At 63.6% G+C, this 19373-nt stretch carries 20 protein-coding genes; 7 read left to right on the plus strand and 13 right to left on the minus strand.

Annotated elements, in window-relative coordinates; translation table 11 throughout:
* The first annotated feature begins 63 nt into the window (after positions 1-63).
* Positions 64-1215 carry an acyl-CoA dehydrogenase family protein gene (locus tag KF719_RS15630; RefSeq protein WP_293509915.1) on the plus strand — a complete coding sequence of 384 codons (1152 nt, stop codon included), beginning with the start codon at positions 64-66 and terminating at the stop codon, positions 1213-1215.
* On the opposite strand, the gene KF719_RS15635 is transcribed toward KF719_RS15630, so the two are convergent.
* Positions 1181-1828 carry a TetR/AcrR family transcriptional regulator gene (locus tag KF719_RS15635; RefSeq protein WP_293509917.1) on the minus strand — a complete coding sequence of 216 codons (648 nt, stop codon included), beginning with the start codon at positions 1826-1828 and terminating at the stop codon, positions 1181-1183. The genes KF719_RS15630 and KF719_RS15635 overlap by 35 nt on opposite strands.
* 116 nt (positions 1829-1944) lie before the next feature.
* On the opposite strand from KF719_RS15635, the gene KF719_RS15640 reads away from it, so the two are divergent.
* The 4 genes from KF719_RS15640 (at position 1945) to KF719_RS15655 (ending at position 6460) form a co-directional block, all read left to right on the plus strand.
* Positions 1945-2673: a CPBP family intramembrane glutamic endopeptidase gene (locus tag KF719_RS15640; protein WP_293509919.1), complete on the plus strand. Its 729-nt coding sequence runs from the start codon at positions 1945-1947 to the stop codon at positions 2671-2673.
* A gap of 104 nt (positions 2674-2777) precedes the next feature.
* Positions 2778-3227: a hypothetical protein gene (locus tag KF719_RS15645; protein WP_293509921.1), complete on the plus strand. Its 450-nt coding sequence runs from the start codon at positions 2778-2780 to the stop codon at positions 3225-3227.
* Positions 3175-5382 (plus strand): TonB-dependent receptor, encoded by a 2208-nt coding sequence (locus KF719_RS15650; RefSeq protein WP_293509923.1) that lies wholly within the window; start codon positions 3175-3177, stop codon positions 5380-5382. Before KF719_RS15645 ends, KF719_RS15650 begins: the two co-directional genes overlap by 53 nt.
* A 109-nt stretch (positions 5383-5491) precedes the next feature.
* Entirely contained in the window at positions 5492-6460 is a 969-nt protein-coding gene (locus KF719_RS15655; protein WP_293509925.1) for an alpha/beta hydrolase, read from the plus strand.
* A 3-nt stretch (positions 6461-6463) separates the two neighbouring features.
* Here KF719_RS15655 and KF719_RS15660 read toward each other — a convergent pair whose 3' ends face one another.
* On the minus strand, positions 6464-8974 hold the full coding sequence (locus tag KF719_RS15660) for a patatin-like protein (protein WP_293509927.1): 2511 nt from the start codon (positions 8972-8974) through the stop codon (positions 6464-6466).
* Positions 8975-9266: 292 nt separating this feature from the next.
* On the opposite strand from KF719_RS15660, the gene KF719_RS15665 reads away from it, so the two are divergent.
* The gene (locus KF719_RS15665; RefSeq protein ID WP_293509929.1) at positions 9267-10004 is read left to right on the plus strand and encodes an SDR family oxidoreductase; all 738 of its coding nucleotides are present in this window, start codon (positions 9267-9269) and stop codon (positions 10002-10004) included.
* A 230-nt stretch (positions 10005-10234) separates the two neighbouring features.
* Here KF719_RS15665 and KF719_RS15670 read toward each other — a convergent pair whose 3' ends face one another.
* Positions 10235-11401 carry a site-specific integrase gene (locus KF719_RS15670; protein WP_293509930.1) on the minus strand — a complete coding sequence of 389 codons (1167 nt, stop codon included), beginning with the start codon at positions 11399-11401 and terminating at the stop codon, positions 10235-10237.
* Here KF719_RS15670 and KF719_RS15675 point away from each other — a divergent pair.
* Positions 11386-11508 (plus strand): hypothetical protein, encoded by a 123-nt coding sequence (locus KF719_RS15675; protein WP_293509932.1) that lies wholly within the window; start codon positions 11386-11388, stop codon positions 11506-11508. The two genes, KF719_RS15670 and KF719_RS15675, sit on opposite strands and share 16 nt — an antisense overlap.
* Positions 11509-11617: 109 nt before the next feature.
* Here the strand turns inward: KF719_RS15675 and KF719_RS15680 are convergent, their stop codons facing one another.
* The 10 genes from KF719_RS15680 to KF719_RS15725 are packed head-to-tail and all read right to left on the minus strand — an operon-like array spanning position 11618 to position 19359.
* Positions 11618-12442 (minus strand): hypothetical protein, encoded by an 825-nt coding sequence (locus KF719_RS15680; protein WP_293509934.1) that lies wholly within the window; start codon positions 12440-12442, stop codon positions 11618-11620.
* On the minus strand, positions 12439-13176 hold the full coding sequence (locus KF719_RS15685; RefSeq protein ID WP_293509936.1) for a DUF5131 family protein: 738 nt from the start codon (positions 13174-13176) through the stop codon (positions 12439-12441). Before KF719_RS15685 ends, KF719_RS15680 begins: the two co-directional genes overlap by 4 nt.
* A complete protein-coding gene (locus KF719_RS15690) occupies positions 13176-13418 on the minus strand; it encodes a hypothetical protein (RefSeq protein WP_293509938.1) in 243 nt (80 codons plus the stop codon). The genes KF719_RS15685 and KF719_RS15690 overlap by 1 nt, the downstream gene beginning before the upstream one ends.
* On the minus strand, positions 13415-15160 hold the full coding sequence (locus KF719_RS15695; protein WP_293509940.1) for a hypothetical protein: 1746 nt from the start codon (positions 15158-15160) through the stop codon (positions 13415-13417). The genes KF719_RS15690 and KF719_RS15695 overlap by 4 nt, the downstream gene beginning before the upstream one ends.
* Positions 15157-15378, minus strand: a complete 222-nt coding sequence (locus KF719_RS15700) for a hypothetical protein (RefSeq protein ID WP_293509942.1) — start codon at positions 15376-15378, stop codon at positions 15157-15159. The genes KF719_RS15695 and KF719_RS15700 overlap by 4 nt, the downstream gene beginning before the upstream one ends.
* Complete coding sequence (locus tag KF719_RS15705) at positions 15365-16036, minus strand: hypothetical protein (protein ID WP_293509944.1); 672 nt, start codon at positions 16034-16036, stop codon at positions 15365-15367. Before KF719_RS15705 ends, KF719_RS15700 begins: the two co-directional genes overlap by 14 nt.
* Positions 16033-16539: a hypothetical protein gene (locus KF719_RS15710; protein ID WP_293509946.1), complete on the minus strand. Its 507-nt coding sequence runs from the start codon at positions 16537-16539 to the stop codon at positions 16033-16035. Before KF719_RS15710 ends, KF719_RS15705 begins: the two co-directional genes overlap by 4 nt.
* A complete protein-coding gene (locus KF719_RS15715; protein WP_293509948.1) occupies positions 16539-16751 on the minus strand; it encodes a hypothetical protein in 213 nt (70 codons plus the stop codon). Before KF719_RS15715 ends, KF719_RS15710 begins: the two co-directional genes overlap by 1 nt.
* The gene (locus tag KF719_RS15720) at positions 16748-17560 is read right to left on the minus strand and encodes an N-6 DNA methylase (protein ID WP_293509950.1); all 813 of its coding nucleotides are present in this window, start codon (positions 17558-17560) and stop codon (positions 16748-16750) included. Before KF719_RS15720 ends, KF719_RS15715 begins: the two co-directional genes overlap by 4 nt.
* On the minus strand, positions 17557-19359 hold the full coding sequence (locus KF719_RS15725) for a DUF87 domain-containing protein (RefSeq protein WP_293509952.1): 1803 nt from the start codon (positions 19357-19359) through the stop codon (positions 17557-17559). Before KF719_RS15725 ends, KF719_RS15720 begins: the two co-directional genes overlap by 4 nt.
* Between the last annotated feature and the right edge of the window lie 14 nt (positions 19360-19373).

Raw genomic sequence — 19373 nt, forward strand, 5'->3', positions numbered from 1 at the left:
TTGACCGCGCCGCCTCGAATGGCCTAAATTCCCGCAGCCTTGTCACTGACCAGCGGGAATCCCATGGCCCTCGACGCCGAAACACGCGAACAGCTCATTTCCTCCGTCCGCCGCTTTGTCGACGAACGCCTGCGCCCCATCGAGGACAAGGTGTCGGAGACCGATCAGGTGCCCGAAGAGATCGTGCAGGAAATGCGCGACCTCGGCCTCTTCGGCATCTCCGTTCCGGTGGAATATGGCGGCCTCGGCCTCACCATGGAGGAGGAATGCCTGCTGATGTTCGAGCTCGGCCGCACCTCGCCGGCCTTCCGCTCGGTCATCGGCACCAATGTCGGCATCGGCAGCCAGGGCATCGTGATGCACGGCCGCCAGGACCAGAAGGAATACTGGCTGCCGAAAATCGCCAGCGGCGAGGTCATCGTCAGCTTCGCCCTGACCGAACCCGAGGCCGGCTCCGACGCCGCCTCGCTGAAGGCGACGGCCATTCGAGACGGCGACCACTACATCGTCAATGGCACCAAGCGCTACATCACCAACGCCAACAAGGCGCATGCCTTCACGCTGATGGCGCGCACCGATCCGAAGACGCCGGGCGCCAAGGGCGTTTCGGCCTTTGTCGTGCCGCGCGACATTCCGGGCATCCATATCGGAAAGCCCGAAAAGAAGATGGGCCAGCAGGGCGCGCATATCTGCGACGTTGTTTTCGACGACGCGCGCATCCCCGCCGACTGCCTGCTCGGGGCGGAGGAGGGCAAGGGCTTCGTCACCGCGATGCAGGTGCTGGAGCGCGGACGTCTGCATATCTCGGCCGTCTGCATCGGCGTCGCCGACCGGCTCGTCGAGGATAGCGTGAAATACGCCGCCGAGCGCAAGCAGTTCGGCGCGCCCATCGGCAATCTCCAGCTTGTGCAGGCGATGCTCGCGGATTCGAAAATGGAAGCCTATGCCGGTCGCTGCATGGTGATCGACGCCGCCCGCCGCCGCGACGTGGGCGAGGATGTCGCCACCGAAAGCTCCTGCTGCAAACTCTTCTGTTCCGAAGCTGTCGGCCGCATCGCCGACCGCGCGGTGCAGGTGCATGGCGGCGCGGGCTATGTTGCCGACTACGGCATTGAGCGCTTCTACCGCGATGTCCGCATTTTCCGCATCTACGAGGGCACCAGCCAGGTCCAGCAGGTCATCATCGCGCGCAACCTGCTCCGGGCGGTGAGCTGAGCGCCATTTCGCGCATCGCGAGTTCCGTCAGGTGATCGGCGAAGGCGGCGGGCCCCATCGGCCTGTCGCGCGCCGTCACGTAGCGATGCACCATGCTCTCGACCAGCACCAGCGCCATATAGGCGCTGCGCTTCGGATCGGCGCAGGTCTCGCGGGGGAAGGTGCCGAGCAATTCTTCCAGCGCCCCGCGCATCAGCTTTTCGCCTTCTTCGAGCTTCCGGTTCACATGCGGCGGCCGCGGCGCCTCCTCGAAGATCACACGGTGCAGGTCCGGGTCTTCCATATGAATGTCGAGCACGCAGGCGATGGCGGTGCGCACACGTGCCCGCGGTTCCGCGTCTTCGCTCGCCCGAAGGGTCTTGCCAAGCAGTTCAATCGAGCTTCCGATATGCCGTTCCATCAGCGCGACGAGCAGCGCTTCCTTGTTGGGAAAATACTGATAGATCGAGCCGATGGAGACGCCCGCGCGTTCCGCGATCCGGTTGGTCGTCGCGCCTTTCGCGCCATACGTCCGGAAAATCTGAGCAGCCGCCTCGAGTATCGTGTCGACGGTCGCTTCGGAGCGCCGCTGAACCGGCTTTCTGACGCGGTTTTTCGCTGACCCGGCCGCCACATTCTTCCTCCGCCAAACGCGAGTAGAGCGAACTGTCTTCGCTTCCTATTCTCTGGTTGATCTTGGTGGCAGGACTTTCGGTCTGTCAACGATGGCGAAGCATGAGGAAACGAACGATGGCCGAGGGTATGGATTTGCTCGCAACCTACAACCTGCGCATGGCGCCCGGCCTGCTTGCCTTTGCGCTCTGCCTGGTGCTTCTGCCACGCGCCGCTATCGGCATTCGCATTGCGCTTTATATCGCGATCTTCATTCTGGTCCGGGACGCGATGACGCCAACCGGCCTGTGGAGTTTCGACGACCTCCGGATTTCATTCTTCAACAACCCGGCCTTGCTCGCCACGCTCGGCATAAGCTCGGTCCTCGGTGTGGTTCTTATCGTTGCCGTCGAGCGCGACATGCGTCCGCTCCTCGTCTGGCGAAAGGGCTCGCTCGTCGAAGGCGCCGCCGTCGGCCTCGGTGCCGGCGCTGTGATCGGCCTCGGCGCTGCCTCGATCTCTGGCCTTTCACCCCTGCTTTGGGATTTCGCGCCCGGATTCATCCTTGCGCTCGTCATCCTCGTCTATGGCGGAAATCTGCTCGAGGAAGTCCTTTTCCGCGGCTACCTGCAGGGCCGCCTCGAGGCATATGTCACGCCCGTTCGCGCCGCACTGCTGAGCGGTCTCATTTTCGCCGCCTGTCACTCATATCTGGCAATCACCGTCACCAATGGCGGCTGGCCCATTCTCGCCTTCACCGCAATCGAAGGCATCGCCTGCGGCTTCGTCCGCATGCGTTACGGTATCTGGGCCGCAGCGCTGACGCATGGCACGGCCATTCTTCTGGTGGCGATGCCGATGCTCTGACGCGGCCTCAAATGCGTCACCGCGCCGCATACGCGGAATTGGTGTCTGCTTTGACATGACGGGTCCTGTGCCGATACTGACCGGAGAAATGGGGAAATCCGGTGTTGGATCGGCAAAAGACGCAGCAACGAAGATCGGCCATCTTCCGGGAAGCCGGCGGGCCCACACGTGCTGCACGTCTGATCATCCTGCTGGCCGCTGTTTCAATTCTCCTGCCGGGTCTGTCCGGCGTCCTCTTCGCCCAGCAGCCGCATCAACTTGAGACCGGCATATTCGGCGACCGGATCGTCATATGCACGGGCAGTGGTCTGAAGGTCATCCGACTGGATGAAAACGGCGACACCGATCCGTCCGACGGCGGCACTTACGATATTGCGCCGGGTCTCTGCGCGTCCCTCGCAACGCTGGCTCTGGCAGAGTTCCGCGACGATCTCTTTGTTCAGCTTCGGCGGCCATGCGCGCCGGATCTGCCCTGTCCGGCGGTGGAAGTCTTTTCGTCGTATGCCGCGGATCACCCGCCGCCGCCGCCAAGGGGCCCGCCTGTCCTTTCCTGAAATCCAGTCGGTTTCTTTTCAGGTCAAACAGGAAAATCAGATGTCATCCAATTGCTTCCTTGCGGGGCGGCGCGCTCTTCTGCGTGCCACCACGGCATCGGCCGCGCTGGCCGTCGCCTTCACGATCCCGGAACCGGTGAGTGCCGGTAACGAAACACATCCGATCCCCCACGCGCCCGAAGTTCTGGTTGAGGCACCGGCCGAAATCGAACCCGCGCAGCAGGTCGTAACACCGGACATGATCAACGCGTCGCCGGCGCGCGACGCAGGCGAATTCCTTGCACGCCTGCGCGGTGTTTCTGCCGGGCGAATGGGCGGCCACGGCTCGGAAATTTCCATTCGCGGACAATCCGAAGACCGCATCGCCGTCATCGGCGACGGCGCCTATGTGTTTGGGGCATGTCCAAACCGCATGGACCCGCCGAGTTCCGCCATGCTCTTGCTGTCCGGCGACCGCATAACGGTACGCCGCGGGTATCAGTCGGTGCTCGACGGCCCGCCGGCGCCCGCGGGAACCATACGTATGGAGCGCGCCGACCCGGCAGATATGGCCGCCGGGTTCTCAGGCCGGATTGAGAGTGGAATCGAGTCGAACGGTGCACAGCGCTTTGCGACCATGCAAGCGCGCGGCGTGGCGGAAGACGGGTATGCGCGCGCCTTTGCAACCGCACGCCGGGCCGGGAACTACAAGGACGGCGATGGTCGTGACGTGCGTTCCGCCTTCGAGCAGTATGGGGGCGGTCTCGAAGCGGGCTGGCGCTATGGCGCCGGATCGACGTTGTCGGCTTCCGTAGAGACCGATCGCGTCGAGGACACGCTTTTTGCAGGTGCGGGCATGGACTCGCCCTGGACGGCAACCGACACCTACCGTCTGGCGCTCAATCACAACGTGGAGGGACCGGGCGCGCTCCGCCGTATCGAGGCGAGCATCTACGGCTCCTTCGTCGATCACGTCATGGACAATTATTCGCTGCGCACGCCACCCGCGATGGTCATGCGGACAGATGCGGAGTCGAATACCACGGGCGGCCGGTTCGCCGGCGAATTTTCCTTCTCCGGCACGATGCTGACACTTGGTGTCGATCACCGGTCCAACAATCGCGATGCGGTCTCACGCATGTCGATGGGTGTTATCCCGCCGACAGCGATATCGGGTTATACATGGCCTGACATCGAAATTCGGGATACCGGCATTTTCGCCGAAAGCGAGACATCGCTCACGGAGACGACCGCATTGACGGCCGGTGCGCGCGTCGACCTTGTGGCGATCACGGCGGGAAAAGCGGACCTGTTGCCGGCCGGTATGGGTGCGCTCACGGCACGACAACTCTATGCCGCCTATTATGGCGTCACCGATACGGATCGTAACGAGACCAATTTCAGCGGTCTGTTGCGTGTAACGCATGACTTTGGATACTTCGCCGGCTGGCTCGGCGTAAGCCGGGCGGTACGTACAGCCGATGCAACCGAACGCGGCATCGCGCGTGCCTCGGGAGCGAACAGTTGGGTCGGCAATCCGGGGTTGCAGCCTGAAAAGCATCATCAGATCGATCTCGGCGTCGAGATGCGACGCACCCGCTGGAGCGCTTCGGCGGGCGTCTGGCACGACAACGTGTCCGACTTCATCAGTCGCGACACGGCACGCGGTCAGCCGGGCGTGCTCATGGCAAATGGCGCGAGTATCTTCCGCAATGTCGATGCGGAACTGACGGGCCTCGATCTGGAAGGTGTCTGGCACTTTGCGCCCGGCTGGAAACTGGGGGGAGACGCGACCTACACCTATGGGCGGAATGTGACGGATGACAGGCCGCTCTATCAGATAGCGCCTTTGGAGGGCGCTTTCGAACTCGGTTATGAAGTGCCCGATTGGAGCGCGGGCATAAGGACACGTTGGGCCGTAAAGCAGACACGCTCCGACACGAACCCGTTGGCAGGTTCGGGACTTGATGTTCGCGAGACGCCGGGCTACGCGGTCATCGACCTGTTTGCCGGTCGGAGGATTTCTGGAGCCTTGGAATTACGCGGCGGTGTCGCCAACCTCCTGGATACGACCTATGCGTCGCATCTGAGCAGGTCGAACGGATTTGACCCGGCGGTGGTTCAGGTCAATGAGCCTGGTCGGTCTTTCTATATCCAGGCCAGTTTGGACTTTTGATCCGGATGGCGGGGAGGCGCGAAGTGTCTCCCCGCCGCTACGCAGCCTCGATGGTGGTGCATTGTTGCGATAAGCTGGCCGCATGTTGCGGTTTTTGGCGACGTTCCTGTTGATTCTTGCTGCCCCGGCCTGCGCCCCGCGCCAGATGACGGTGGGAGACGCAGTCTTCGCGCCGCGCCTCGAACATGGCTCGGCCGTCACTGCCGCCATCATGGCCGACGGCGCGCGCCTCCCCGTGTTTGCTTTCGTGCCGGAAAATCCGCGCGCCGTCATCGTTGGCCTGCACGGCTTCAACGACTACGGAAATGCCTTCGCCGAGCATGGCCCCGGTCCCTGGTTCGCCGCGCAGGGGCTTGCACTCTATGCCTATGACCAGCGCGGCTTCGGCAGCGCGCCGGGCCGCGGGCTTTGGGCCGGCGACACCCGCATGGCCGAAGACCTCGCTGCGATCGTTGGGCTGCTGCGCGCGCGCCATCCGGGCCTGCCGGTCTACCTGCTCGGCACCAGCATGGGCGGTGCCGTCGCCATGCGCGCCATGTCATTGCCGCAGCCGCCCGCCGTCGACGGTCTGATCCTCGCGGCACCCGCGGTCTGGGGCTGGACGGCGATGAACGGCCTCTACGCGACGACGCTGCGCATCGCCGCGCATACCGTCCCCGGCCGCCGCCTCACCGGGCAGGGCCTCGACATCTGGCCGTCGGACAACATCGAGATGCTGCGCGCCCTCGGCCGCGATCCGCTGGTCATCAAGGAAACGCGCGTCGACGCCGTCTACGGACTGGTCGGTCTGATGGATCGCGCCTATGAGGCGGCGGGCCGCATCGGCGTGCCCGTGCTTTTGCTCTATGGCGCCCACGACCAGTTGATCCCGGCGCGGCCCACGGCGGCCGTCCTCGCGGCGCTGCGCGGCGGCGCTGGCTCCGTCACCGCGCTCTGCTATCCGGAAGGCTGGCACATGCTGCTGCGCGACCTGCAGCGTGAGGCGGTATGGCGCGATATCGAGGCCTGGATCGACGGCAATGAAACCGCCCCGGATCGCGACGACCTGCGGCCTTGTGGCGGCCTGGCCGCCGGCTGAGCCTCACGCGCGCCGCGGCACCGGCTGGTCGCGATCCTCGTCATCGTCTTCGGACGCCTGCACGTCCACGGCAGGCGCCTTTTTCTCTGCATCTTCTTCGCCGAAACGGATGACGATTTCGCGTTCGAGATCGTCGAAAAGATCGGGAATATTTTCGAGAAACGGCAACTCCGCTTTCAGGATCGACCGGAAAAGCCGCGCTTTCAACTGGTCGAGATCGAGGTCGGATGCATGGATGGCCGCCGGCGCGGCACTTGCCACGATGTCGACCAGCCGGTCGGCAGCATGCAGTCTTCCCCACAGATAGTCGTTCTCGCGCGCCCGCCGGCTGAAGAACGCAGCGAAGTAGCCGAGATCGCGCCCCATCAGCGTCGCCGGCGCGCCGCCTTCGCGCAGCGCCTTGGCATCCTCGGGGCTGATGCGGTCAACCTGTACGGTGTCGACATCGTCGAGATCCTGCCACTTGTTGAGCGACAGCGTCAGAACGTCGAAGAACGGAAAGCCGACATAGGCCTGCACCAGCTCGGTGCGCGCCGCCGGCGGCAGGCAGGTCGTAGCCATCTCCGCGAACGTTTCGTCGGTTTCGCGGTCGAGGCCCACAAGGTCGAGTTTCGATGCGACAAAGCTGGCAAAATGATCGATCTCGCGCGTCTCGGCGATACCGCCCTCATAGATTGCCTTGCAGATCGCGCGCACTTCCGGCGTTCTGAGGCGCTTTGCGGATTCCGATTGCAGGCGCTCGAGGCTCATATAGAGGCTCGCCTTGAAATCGTCGAGCGCGTCCGCATCGCATTCGGCGGCGTCGGCCTCGCCATTGTGCTCATAAAGTTCATTGAGGCGGCGAATGACGAAGCGCAGGCGCCGCACGCGGAAATTGATGTCGAATTCGCGCAGGAACCGCACCCACGCATCTTCCTTGCTGGGCTCCACGCCTTCGCCCGAATGATGGGCCCAAAGCACGGGAAATATGCTCTGCCGCTTCGCCCAGGCTTCGACGGCGCGCGACAGCGCCAGCCTGTCGCTCGGATGATGCACGGCCTCCGAAAGATTGGCGACGACATCCGTGATCTGGTCGAGAACCGAGCTGACCTTGAGCTGGATATAGGCGTCATAGGCATAGCCGGCTTCCAGCGCCGATTGCGCATTGGCCTTGTTGCGCAGTTTGGCGAGAAGCGCAGGCGTCGGCGGCGCCTCGGCATCGCCGTTGAAGAGTTGCCGCACGCGCTCCGTGACATGCGGCCGCGTCGCTGAAACGATCTGCCGGTACCGGCGTACGCGCTCGGAAAAATCATGCAAGGACTCGAGTTCGTCGCGCACCGGCTGGTTGCGCGGAATGTCCGACAACGCGCCGCGGATGGTCTGGAAGAAACCGGGTGCTGCGCCGCCGGCCTCCACATGCCCGCCCTTCGGGTCGGGATCGATATAGACGACCCGGCGGTCGACTTCGCGATAGGCCGGCCGCCCCCGGATCGAGGCGATGGCTTCGGCGAAGGGCTTGTTGTTGAGCACGCTTCCGTCGATGAACGAGGCTTTCACGGGGTCGGAGCCGGCGGCGATCAGCGGCTTGAAGTTTCCGTGCAGAAAAACATCGCGGGTCGGCCATTCCATTTCACGCGCCGCCAGCGCCTTGTCGATTTCGCCGATCCGCGCCGGCGGAAAAGCGCCCGGAAACGACGATGTCGCGCGCGCGGCGAAAGCAAGCCCCGGAATGTGGTCGCGGTCGAAATCGCTTTCGACGAGCCCGCTCGGGTGCCGGAAATAGCTGAATTTCAGAATGTGCCGGTGTTCGCGCTCGCGGATCGACGCCGGATCGTGCAGCGGAATGTTCTGGCTGTAGCCGTGAAAATCCGTCACCGACACCATCAGGTCGAGCCGATGCCCGCCCGGAAGCAGCGAGCTTGTCGGCGCCACGTCGTCTTCCATCGCCATGCAGGCGTCGAGCAGCATCCCGCTCATGATTTCGCCGGAGAATGGCGGCTGGAACCAGCGCGAGCGTGTGAACAACTGCAACTTCTGGCGCATTTCGACATCGGGCGCGAAGCGCGCCAGCCATTTGTCGGTGAAGCCCCAGAAGAGCGGCTTCATGAACAGCTTGTCCCAGCGCTTCGCGAGATGCGCCTCGTCCATCAGCGCCACAATGTCGGCCTGCTCCAGCCACATCTTGCGATGCGCGTCCATCGGCAGATCGTGAGCAAGCGCGCGCGCCAGCAGCACACCGTTGATGCCGCCGGCCGAGGCGCCGGCGATCGTGTCGATGAATATCCGCAGCTCGACGGTTTCGCCGATCGCCTGAATGAGTTCGAAATAAAGCTTTTCGGTATCGGTCTCGCGCGCATCGCCATGGTCGACGTTGCTGTATGAAGCCGATGGCCGGTGCGAGCGGGCGAGATCCTGATGATAGACGCGCGACGCGCGCACGAGCTTCAGGATTTCCTTGGTCACGCCATGCATATAGACGGCGAGCGAAACGCCGCCGTAGCAAACCAGCGCGAGCCTGAGTTCTTTTTCCTTCATCGTCCTTCCGCCCGTCGGACGTTCCGGCGCCGCCGCGGCAGCCGGGCCTCAAACGCCAGTTTAGGGTCGCACTCCCTCATGACCAATTAACGCTATTCCGGACGAATTCCGTTACGAATTAACAAAAGTTAACAAACCTGGGCGGAGATGCCGCAGCGTCGGCCCCGGCAGGCGCCGGCGCGCCGCCGCGGCCATTGCCTCGCCGGCCTGCAAAATCGTAGAGACAGGGGTATCGAGGCATTCAGCAAGCAGAACGGGCCCGGGAGCGAGACCCGGCCGCGGGGAGGAACGAATGAAAGAGGCACTGGATTTCACCGGCAGAACGGTTCTTGTGGTCGGCGGTTCGAGCGGCATCGGCAATGGAATTGCTCAGGCTTTCCGGGCGCACGGCGCGGCGGTTCATGTTTGGGGGACGCGTGCCTCGGCGGCCGACTACAAGGCGGATGAGGGCTCCGACATGACGGGCCTCGAATACACGCAAATGGACGTCTCGGATTTCGCCGCCATAGAGGCTCACAAGCCGCCCTTCGCCACGCTCGATGTGCTGGTGCTGGCGCAAGGCACGGTCATCTATCGCAAGGGCGAATTCCGCATGGACGGTTTCACCAAGGTGATGGACGTCAATCTCAACAGCTTGATGGCCTGCGCGCTGAAATTCCGCGACATGCTGGCCGCCGCAAAAGGCTCGCTCATCACCATCAGTTCGACCGCCGCCTATCATTCGACGCGCGGCAACCCGGCCTATAACGCTTCGAAAACCGGCGCCGTCGGGTTGACGCGCACACTGGCCGAGGCCTGGGCGGGCGAGGGCATACGCGTCAACGGCATCGCGCCCGGCCTCGTCGACACCAAGCTGACGAAAGTCACGACCGAAAACCCCGAGCGCCTCGCCGCAAGCCTGCAGAACATCCCGCTCGGCCGCCTCGGCACGCCGGCGGACATGGCCGGCGTCGTATTGTTCCTGGCCTCGCCGCTATCGGCCTATGTCGTCGGCCAGACCCTGCCGGTCGACGGCGGCCTGATCCTTTAATGGAAATTGGAGGATTTTCCGGCCGAAGCGCGTCGGCGCGGGGATGGCCCGCCATCCGAAGCGCGCCAGCGCGTAGGATGGTGGACGGTACTGGACTCGAACCAGTGACCCCTGCGATGTGAACACAGTGTCGATCGCAAAGCCCGCGGATTTCTGCGGCTTTCCGGCGACGTTCGCCACAGATATTCGTCGTTCGTTCACGCCCAATCTGTGGCAATCTGTGGCGACATTCACCGCCCGCTCGAAAAGCGCGCCGCCACGTCCTTCTGATAGTCCGGGTGGTGATGCCCGTAGGTGCGCTCCAGCGTCGTCGCGTCCATGCCGAGATAGCCCGCGGCGTCCCATATGTCCGCGCCGCGCTGCATGAGCCAGGTCGCCGCGGTGTGGCGCGTGACATGCGGCGTGACCTCCGATCCGAGCCCGGCCGCCTGCCTGACGGCGTTCCATGCTCGCCGTTCCTTGGCGATCGATTTTCCCGCCCATGAGACGATATGGAGGCATGGCGGCCGCTTCTCGATCTTGTCCTTGTCCTCTTCGGCCCGGAGTGCGTTTGCCGCCTCGTCGGCGGCCTTCCACCGCCTCAACCAGAACAGGAGGCGCGGCGGTATGCGGCTGGTCGGCTGGCGCTTCTTTGTCCGTCGCTCGCCCGTTCCCCGCCGATAGAGCAAGCCAGCATCGAGATCGACCCAACCGCCGTCGATCGACGGCATCCATTTCAGTTTCAGGATCGCGGAATGACGGGTTCCGGTGTAGAGCCCGATCAGCAGGAAACGGACGATGTGGTGGTGGTCGGGGTTCCTGTAGGCGGCGCGCAGCATGGCGGCGGCTTCGGCGCGCGTCAGCCAGCGCTCGCGGCCTTCCGGCTTTTCGGGGAGTGTGACGACCGGCACATTCTGCATCCGGTATTCGGCAGCATAGTAATTGATCGCGGCCTGCAGGCACTCGAGCTCGCGCCGTGCCGTGCCGGCGCCGACGAACCGCTCGGCGGTCTTTGCCGATTTCCATTTCTGAGAGGTGCGCCAGGTCAGATAGGCGCGGCACGATCCGCCGCGCACTTCATCGATCGACTTCCCCGCCCAGAACTCCGCAAGGGGGTCGAGCGCGAAGCCGATGCGCTCCGGGGCCGCCACCGATGGTGCGACCTCCCGGCCATAGACGGCCAGAACATCGTTCACCTGGAGCTTAGAGGGATCACGTTGTCCAGCGTCGGGCCGGTAGATTTCGGCGAGGTATTCGGAGAGCGCTTTTTGAGCCCCTTCGCGATCATCGCGACCGCAGCCTGTGACGATCTGCTTGTCTCCGTCGCGGATGATCCAGACCGCCGGCCTGACGCGGCCCCTTCCGTCCCGCCTTTCGCGCCGGAGCCAGAGCCGGATGCCTTTTGCTGGACGCGGCATTTTTCCCTCATGCGTTCTATGGCGGCGAGCGTGGTGAAGTCCTTGCCGGCGATGCGCTCGATTTCGAGATTCCCGCGCGCGGCTTCGCGCCGGAGGCTGGAGGCTGATACCCCGCCATCAGGAAACGCGATCTCGGCCGCCACATGCAAGCGCAAGGGCTGCTCCGGGGCAGGCATTTCCTGTGGATAAGACGGGTTTCCGGCTTTCATGGCGGTCCTAGGGGGTGGAGCGGCGCGGGCATTCGCCGCAGCGCGTTTCGTCGGTTGGGTAGCCAACGGGCGGACAATCGCTGCAAAGTGGCGCGTCTTTGCTGTCGCTGCCCGCCTCCTTGGTAACGAGGGCGCGTAGCTGAGGGAGAAGCTCTTCGTTAATCTCGTCATCGTTCATGCCCGACAGCACGTCGATAGCTTCTGTTAGCCACTTTCGCCGCCACTCCTCTTCTGCGCCGAGTATGAAGCGCTCCATTGCTGCAAAGTCGAGGTCGCGAAGGAGATGTTCCATCAGGAGACCGGCCAGCGCCTTCGCCTCATCCGCCCGCCGCTTCTCGGCTTCGATCCGAGCAATGAGCCCGAGAACGGCAGCGGGGTTCGCGGCGGCTATAAACTCCGTACAAGCGAGGCCGGCGCGGTCGAAGTCGTGTTGACCATCCTCGTCGATTTGCTGCTCGATTTCGATCAGCCCTGAATTGAGTGTGTCGCAAACGGCGCGGCCATCTGGAAGACTGACGGAGTAGGAAATGAACCCGCCATATCCGTCTTCGTTGACAGTGCCTTCACTCTCCCATTTGCCGGGGGCGACCTTCAATGCCGCCTCAGCCAGCGCCTTGATGCCGGCGATCTGTTCGTGGTCGGGCGCTGGCGAGGAAGCGAACACGCCGCCGATGATCTGCGCCAACCGCTCTTCCATCACGGCCTGCAGGTCCGCCGCGATCCACGCCGGATGGTTCGATTTCTCCAGCGCGAGGATCTGGCAGAACTCGCCACGGTCGCGGAGATTCGCCATCACCGCTGCGGCTGCGGTTTTTGCAAGTGTGTCGGTCATGCTGCCCTCGCTTTCGGGAATTGCCGGATCAAGAGGTCCGCGGGGATCGGCGCCTTGCGCGGCATTTGTTTCATGAAGAACGCTACTTCGAGCATGGCGCTCTGGTCGCGCATGGACCGGAACCAGTCCGTCTCGGCAATGCGCGCCTTGTGTTTGCCCTGATCCGTCTCGCCGCCGACGATGATCCAGTCCGGAACGTCCCCGTGCATCGTGATCGGGCCGAGCAGGGGCTCGAAGCTGCCGAAGGTGAAGGCCGGGCCAAGCCGCTCCGATACTTCCTGAAGCTTCCCGCTGTCGCGGTCGTATTCGGCTTGGTCGACCATCGTCGCGCCGATGGCCGCGTTGGCCGGGAGCCTGTCGATCATCTTCAGCACGTTGCCGATGCGCTTCGTCAGCAGAAGCCATGTGAGGTTCGGCGTGGCCTCGATCAATTCCATCAGATCGGTGCGCCATTGCGGATCGACCTCATTGTCGAAGACGTCGGAGAGCGAGGCGCAAAACACATAGACGGGCTTTCCGCCGCTGGCCGCTGCCTTGTTCCATGCGAGAGGCTTGCGCCAGTTCGCAACGCTTGTCCTGACGCGCGGCTGGCCGGCGCCCCACTTCACCCGACCATACCGATGATCCATCATCGCTTCGGCGTAGCAGCCGTCGCAGCCCGGCGAGACTTTCGTGCAGCCGAGCCACGGATTAAAAGTGTGGTCGGTCCACTCGATCTTGCTGTTCTCGGCCATCAGCTCGCTTCCTTCTGTTTCCAGTATTGCTCGCGCGAAATCCCGGTCGCGGTCGTCAGATATGCGTCGAGATAGGCTTCCTCGTAGAGCTTGAGGCAGAGCTGGCCTTCGCGGTTCTCGGGGAAAGCTACTGGCAGGAAATCGTGAAGCGCCATGCCGGGCAGAGCGCCTGCGCGTGCGGCGGTACGGCCCCTCGATGTGCCGGTTTCCCTCCAGACGATTGCCCGACGCGAAAGGTTCATGGAAACAGCCAATCCGCTGCGCGAACCGTGCCTCTTCCGTCCGCTTCGATGATGCCGTAGGCCGCGACCTTCGCGATGTAGACGCCGCACGTCGATGCCTTCGGTGAAAGCCCGACCGATTCCGCTACATCGTCTCGACGGACGCTTGCCGGATAGGCGTCGTAGATCGTATCGAAGACGCGGGCCGGTTGCGGTTCCAGAAGCTCACGCGCCATGAGGCGCAAATCTTCCTGTGAAGTCGCCGACGGCGTATTCGCTGCGGCGAGGCCTTCATCCGTCAGTTGCACAGTGCCGGGCGCCGTCGCGACCAGGCCGCGCTTCGCGAGGTCCGCAATATAGACGCCGAAGGTCGAGGCCTTGGGGCTGTACCCGGCCACGACGGCGGCGCGCTCGCGCCGAACAGGCTCGATGCCGATATGCCGCCACCATGCAAGGGCGTCGAGGACGCGCTGGAGCGAGGGCGTCAGGCCCTCGGCGGTCGCCTTCGGTTGGTCATTAATAACCGGCGCAGGCTTGGGCTTCTCGCGGACGGGTGCCGGCGCAGCCGCGACACGGGAAGGGCGCGATGTCGGCGCTTCCGGGGGCGCCGGGACGTCCGGCCTCGGCAGGTCCGCCAGTGTCACGCGCATGGCGCTGATGGCAGCGTCCCACCCTTCGACATACCCGTTCGCCTTGCCGACCGCTTTGCCGTGCGAGAAACCGTTGGCTTCCGCCTCCGCTATCGCTTTCGGGTCCGGCGCGGCCGCAACAGTGGCCGGCTTCGCGGCCAGTTCCTTCTTGAGCTTCGCAATCTCTGCCTTGAGCACCTTCGGATCGTTGGCCTCGGCCTCGGCCGTAATCTTCGGCAGAACCTCTTTCATCAGCTTCACAAAGGCAGAGACATCGACCGCCGCCGTCGTCGCCTTGACCGTGCCGTCTCGCATCGCGCGCCGGTCTGGATGAAATGTGCGCTTCGACGGCATCTGTACGCGGTGAGCAATGTCCGACATCGGCGGCCAGTACCAGCACTCGCCGGCGGTGAGCATCGGGAGAGACGCGCGGATTTCCTTGCCGCCCGCACCGGTGCCAAGGTCGAGCCACTTTTCGAGCGAGTTGAGGGAATTCTTGCCCTTCTGCCGGTGTAGCAACATGCCGTCGCAAAGTTCCAGCACGGCTTTGTTCACCTGTTCGGCGCGCTGGTTGATGAGCGTGTAGCCGAGCAGCGCGTTGCCGCCCATCCGCGCCAGCTTTTCGACTTCGGCATATACGTGCGACGCCGCAGGATCGCCCTTCGGCAGAAGTTGCGGGCAAAACTCCGCCGCCTCTTCCAGAAAGACATGCCGCAAACCGAAGTCCTTGTTCTCGTAAAGCAGCACGCGGAGAACGTCGGTGACGATGCGCTTCCAGTCGGCCTTGCTGAGGGTCATGGAATACAGGTCGAGCACGATGGAGACGCCGGCGCGCATGGCGGCCCGCACGATCTCGGGCGCCGATTGAGGCGTCAGCGGCAGGTCGCCATGCATGCCACCCGCGACGACGACCGGGTATCCCTTGGCGCCCTTCACACCCGGAGCCGGAACGCGCAGGTTGCGCCAGATGCCGACAGGGTCGATCGCAATAATCGGAACGCCCGCGTCCATCAGCCGTTCCGCGATCATCGTCGCGGTGTAGGTTTTGCCGCTGTCCCGGATTCCGAGAATCGCGTTGCCCTGGCTCGCATAATCACTCAGGTCGATCGAGACTTTTCCAAGGTCGATTTTCATCGGTCTTCGTTCTCCTTCACCTTAACCTCAAGACCGACACGGCCCATGAATTCAATGAGCGAGGCGCCGGCGTCGCGCCATTTCTGCTTCTGGATGCCGTCGTCCGGCATGTCGTCCCACAAGGGCCTGATCTCGCCGTGACGGAAGCGGCGGATTGCTTCGCCGGCGCGGTCTTCGATGGTGCGGGGATTTTCGGTGTTGTGGTCAACCTTCGACACAGGCTATCTCCCTGACTTCGACGGCTACGATAGTGGCGCCGCTTTCATACGCGACGCGCTCCCATAGAGTGTCGACATACTCGTTGTTGTGGTCACGAAGGACCGCGAAGCCGATCAGCACAATTCCGTTCACCTTGGCCGCTCGTATCGTCGGCGACACAGTGCGAACGTCGATTTCGCCGCCTGCGGTCTTAACCGCGTATCCGCTAGTGTTGTTGGTCTCGCGCGCAAGAAGAAGTTCGCGGGCCATATGCACCGCCTCCACGCCGTTCGCAGAGACGCAGGGCACGCCGGCACCTATCATCTCGCGGAGGCGTTCGGTAGAGACTTTGGACGTAGCGCCGTAATCGTGCCCGTTCTTGCAAGGCCCGAATTGGCAGGCCGGACAAGATCTCGGATACGGTTTACCCGACTTTCGAATTTCTTCCCGGCAGCGAGAACGGGGGGCGGTGTCAGGTGCAATCTCAGGTTGAACGGCGGCGTGTTCGGTCAGGCGCTGTTGAACAGCGGCAAAACCCTCGGCCATCGCGCCCACGGTTGCGAAAGCCGAAGAATTGTCGCTGCCTTGGGCCGCGCCAATAGCAGCGTTCCAGAAATACCCGAGCGCGTCGGCGAGCTGTGTCGCAGTGAGAGGTTGTTCTATTGCTTTCTCGTTCATGCTGCATCGGCCTCCTTGGCCTTCGTTTTCCTCGGGTTCATTTCCTGCCACCAGGCTTCGCCTTCGGCTTTCCACCAGTCGCGGATGCCTTCCGGCGTGGCGTCTTTCGCCGCGCGATAGATCGTCCGCAGCTTTTCGATGTCTGCCTGATCCGACATATGACATTCAGGCTCCGGCATTCGGGTGATCAAGGCGATGAAGCGATAGGCGCGATTGCGCGCGCTGCGCCGGATGCGCGCTACCGCGATCTCGTATTCCTTCGTGCCGGGCCGCTCCTCGATGCCGTACATCGTCTCGGCCGATTTCCAGAGGCGGTCGAATATCTCGTGGCAGTGCTTGCGCGCCTCATGGACCTCTTGGCCGACCATCGGCTTGCCGTCCCACGAGTGCAGTCCGCAGCGCTCGCAGTCGTCGCGGCGGCCATACCGCGTCCGCTTCACAACGGAGGGCTCGCCGCAGTTCGGGCAGTCGAGGGGTTCGGTGGATGCGGGTTTCTTGGCCATCACAAACGCTTCCGTTCCGCTTTCGTCATCGCCGCCCGAAGAGGGGTTCGCGCCCTCTCCAGATGAAGAGCGACCTCGGTCCACCAGTTCCAGTCGTCGCCGGAGAACCGCTTCTCGGCCTCCTTGATTAGGCGCGCCAGGTCGCGGTCGAAGTCGGCGGCGCCGAGCGGCGGGTCCGGGAGCGTCTTGCGCGCGGGCTTCTTCGCCGTCATGGCGCTCCCCCGAAAAGGTCGAGTTGAGGCGCGGGCACGCGCGCGGGAGCCGTTGCGACCGGAGCGGTGGGTTCGATCCTGCTTTGCCGCACATAGTCGGAGACCTTGCTGCCGTGCGTGGCGAGGAAGCGCAGCTTCGCCGGCGTAGACGCGACCTCCTGAAAGCGATTTGCGATGGAGTCGCCCAGATAGACGTCGGCGCAGATGTCGAGCAGGGCGAGCTGCACGTAGCAGAGGTGAAAGCAGAAGGGATCGATGTCGACCGCGGTGAACCAAAGATGAGTCGCGGGAGAGAAGCCGCGCGACTTCATCACTTCGCTGAAAGCGATGATCATGCCGCCCGATCCGGCTGCCGGTTCGCATCCGGTGACGAAGCCATTCGCCTCAACCAGCCGACGCATCTCGTCATCCGGGAGGTTGATCTCCGCCATCAAGCGGGAGACCTCGAAGGGAGTGAAGTATTGACCGAACCCCTCATTCAGGGCGCCGAGATCGGCAACCATCGCTCCAAAGAAGTCGCCGCCCTCCTCGAGCCCGTCTACCGTCATTGCAAGCAGCCGGGACAGCTGGTCTCGATACGGTTCTCCCCCGCCACGCTTCACAATCTCGACGAACCGTTCTTCCATCTGCGCCGCCCTTTCGGGAGCGGTGAACGGTACGCGCTGCGCGATGGCGAGATACGCGCATTCGGCGAAGTCTCTGATGATGTCCGAGTGCCTGCGTTGCCGCGCCATGTCGTTCACGAGCTTGATGAACTCGCGTGTCGGGCCGGTCTTGCCGGCATGCGGGTTCTTGTTCACGCGGCTCACTTGCTCGCTCCGCGCTTGCTGAACGAAAGACCGATGTCCTTCGCGACCCGGGCGACATTCGGGTAGGGGCGGCCGATCAACTGCGCGGCATGGGCTAGCGTTTCCCCGCGCTCATGTGCCCCCTGAAGGATTTTGTATTCCTTCTCGGTCCATGCTGTCCGCTGCTTGAGCCCGAGATTGCTCGCCTTGGCTCGAACCCCGCTGATCGGTTTGCCGAGAGCCTCAGCGATCTCCTTCACCGGGGTCTTCTTCTCGTAAAGCTGGCGAAGCTGTTCGATGTCTTCCGCCGTCCAGCCCTCGACCTTCCGCGAGTAGCCGTTGCGTTGTGCGAATTTCATGATTGCCGTGATGCCGCGCTCGTAGCCGGCGGCCTTGAGGTTCTGGATGATCTCGCGATATGGGGTACCGTCCTCCAAGCCCTCGATCGCGATCTTCTTCTCGGGCTCGGTCCAGTAGTTCACCCGGTCGCGGGTGATGCCGAGCTGAATAGCGCGCATCTGGATTGCGACGCGGCCGCGCGTGTAGCCCTTCTCGGCAAGAAGTCCGACAATGTCGATGAGCTTGATCTCGCGGGCATAGGCATCGCGGATGATCTCGTCCTCCTCGTCGCAATAGGCGACGGCCGCGCGGGCGCTCACCAGGCCAAGCGCATGGGCGCGCGTTGAAAGGCCGCTGACGGAAACGCTGCGATAGCCAGCGTCGACGAGCTGCTGGCATATACGGAGAACCGGCAGCTTGGCCTCGTAGCCGTCGCGAATGATCTCGTCTTCTTCCTTTTGCCATTGGCGCGGCGCTGGGCCCTTCTTGGCTCGCACGGATGAAGCGGCGCGTTCCGTGTCGCGTTCGATCGTCGGTATCTCTCGCAGAAGGGCAGCAGACTCCGCCGCCGAGATCGTCGGCGGCGCGATGATCTCGGGCGCGTCCCCTTTGTGTCTGGAAAGCACGGGCCCGGCCTTGAAGCGGATGCGCTTCGGTCCGCCGAGTGCCGGGCCGAGACACATGAACTCGCCGTCCGAAAGCGTGCGAAGCGGCTTCGAGGATCCAGCCGTCAACCCCAGTGCAGCGCCGGCGCGCTCCAGGTCGCGGTCGAAAATCGTGCGGCCGACTATCACGTTCGTCGCTTTTGACACGACAGCCTTAGATGTCTCGGCGATGCGGGCGCTGGCTATGACGCCCGCCACTCCGCGCTTTCGGCCGCGTACCATCATGTTTGCAAGGGCAGATATGGCTCGCTTGCGAATGTCGGCGGTTACATCGCCGGTGTCATAGTGGGGTGCCAGCGTTTGCGCCTCGTCGATCAGCACCAGCATCGGGAACCAAAAGCGCTCCGGAGCATCGATGAGGCCTTCGGTGATGTCCGCGACAAGCTGCAGGCGATCCTCCGTCGCCGCATCGGAAAGGTCCAGAACTGCGCTGTAGCGATGCTCGCGCATGTGCAGAGTGAACTTCCGGCCGCCAATTCTCTCGACGTCAAATGCGCTGAAGACCGCCACGTCGAATTCCTCAGCAAGCGTCGAGAACTCGCCCTCAGGATCAATCAGGAGCAACTGCACCTTCCCGAAAGCCTGCTCGAAGATGCGGCGCAGCAGCATGGACTTTCCCGCGCCGCTGTTGCCCTGGATGAGCAAGCGCCCCTCGATCAGCTTGCCGAGATGGAGGCCGACCGGATCGCCGTTGCTGGCCCGGCCGAGCTCAATATCTCCCTCACGCAACGTCTTCGGCGGCGGGGGCGCCGGCAGCGGCTTGCCGCCCGAGCCGCCGGGACCGAAGCCCCGGCCGCCAAGCGCCTCGGCCAGCATGGCGTCGCCTTTTT

The sequence above is a fragment of the Parvibaculum sp. genome (assembly GCF_019635935.1).
In the GTDB taxonomy this organism is placed as follows: domain Bacteria; phylum Pseudomonadota; class Alphaproteobacteria; order Parvibaculales; family Parvibaculaceae; genus Parvibaculum.

Coding starts and splice junctions, on each gene's coding strand:
- KF719_RS15650 (WP_293509923.1), top strand. CDS start 3,175: ATGCCGCGGATCACCCGCCGCCGCCGCCAAGGGGCCCGCCTGTCCTTT.
- KF719_RS15710 (WP_293509946.1), bottom strand. CDS start 16,539: ATGGCCAAGAAACCCGCATCCACCGAACCCCTCGACTGCCCGAACTGC.
- KF719_RS15660 (WP_293509927.1), bottom strand. CDS start 8,974: ATGAAGGAAAAAGAACTCAGGCTCGCGCTGGTTTGCTACGGCGGCGTT.
- KF719_RS15715 (WP_293509948.1), bottom strand. CDS start 16,751: ATGACGGCGAAGAAGCCCGCGCGCAAGACGCTCCCGGACCCGCCGCTC.
- KF719_RS15685 (WP_293509936.1), bottom strand. CDS start 13,176: ATGGCCGAGAACAGCAAGATCGAGTGGACCGACCACACTTTTAATCCG.
- KF719_RS15705 (WP_293509944.1), bottom strand. CDS start 16,036: ATGAACGAGAAAGCAATAGAACAACCTCTCACTGCGACACAGCTCGCC.
- KF719_RS15680 (WP_293509934.1), bottom strand. CDS start 12,442: ATGACCGACACACTTGCAAAAACCGCAGCCGCAGCGGTGATGGCGAAT.
- KF719_RS15695 (WP_293509940.1), bottom strand. CDS start 15,160: ATGAAAATCGACCTTGGAAAAGTCTCGATCGACCTGAGTGATTATGCG.
- KF719_RS15630 (WP_293509915.1), top strand. CDS start 64: ATGGCCCTCGACGCCGAAACACGCGAACAGCTCATTTCCTCCGTCCGC.
- KF719_RS15690 (WP_293509938.1), bottom strand. CDS start 13,418: ATGAACCTTTCGCGTCGGGCAATCGTCTGGAGGGAAACCGGCACATCG.
- KF719_RS15670 (WP_293509930.1), bottom strand. CDS start 11,401: ATGCCGCGTCCAGCAAAAGGCATCCGGCTCTGGCTCCGGCGCGAAAGG.
- KF719_RS15725 (WP_293509952.1), bottom strand. CDS start 19,359: ATGCTGGCCGAGGCGCTTGGCGGCCGGGGCTTCGGTCCCGGCGGCTCG.
- KF719_RS15640 (WP_293509919.1), top strand. CDS start 1,945: ATGGCCGAGGGTATGGATTTGCTCGCAACCTACAACCTGCGCATGGCG.
- KF719_RS15665 (WP_293509929.1), top strand. CDS start 9,267: ATGAAAGAGGCACTGGATTTCACCGGCAGAACGGTTCTTGTGGTCGGC.